Origin of the sequence: Shewanella litoralis (assembly GCF_009828585.1) — a bacterium.
GTDB lineage: Bacteria > Pseudomonadota > Gammaproteobacteria > Enterobacterales > Shewanellaceae > Shewanella > Shewanella litoralis.
In genome coordinates, this window is sequence record NZ_WSRZ01000172.1 from 1 (window position 1) to 248 (window position 248).

Here is a 248-nt window from a genome sequence, read left to right on the forward strand (position 1 = left end):
CGGTTAAAAATACGTTCGAAAACATCGGTGCCATTGAAACGACGAATACGATTTTGGCTTAAGGTTGATGCATCAATCACTTTTTCTGTCAGTCCCATTCTCAAGAACCAACGGTAAGCTACGTTCATAGACAGGATCTTTAGCAATAAACCTATATTTTAGATAGAAAAAAGGCCTTATTTATGATCTGATAATTGTCGCCAAACAAATCAACATGACCAATAAATAAAGCCAATGACAATTATCAC

At 35.5% G+C, this 248-nt stretch carries 1 pseudogene; it reads right to left on the reverse strand.

Annotated elements, in window-relative coordinates:
• Nucleotides 1-131: pseudogene (locus GQA99_RS20520) on the reverse strand (transposase); the annotation flags it as partial.
• Between the last annotated feature and the right edge of the window lie 117 nt (nt 132-248).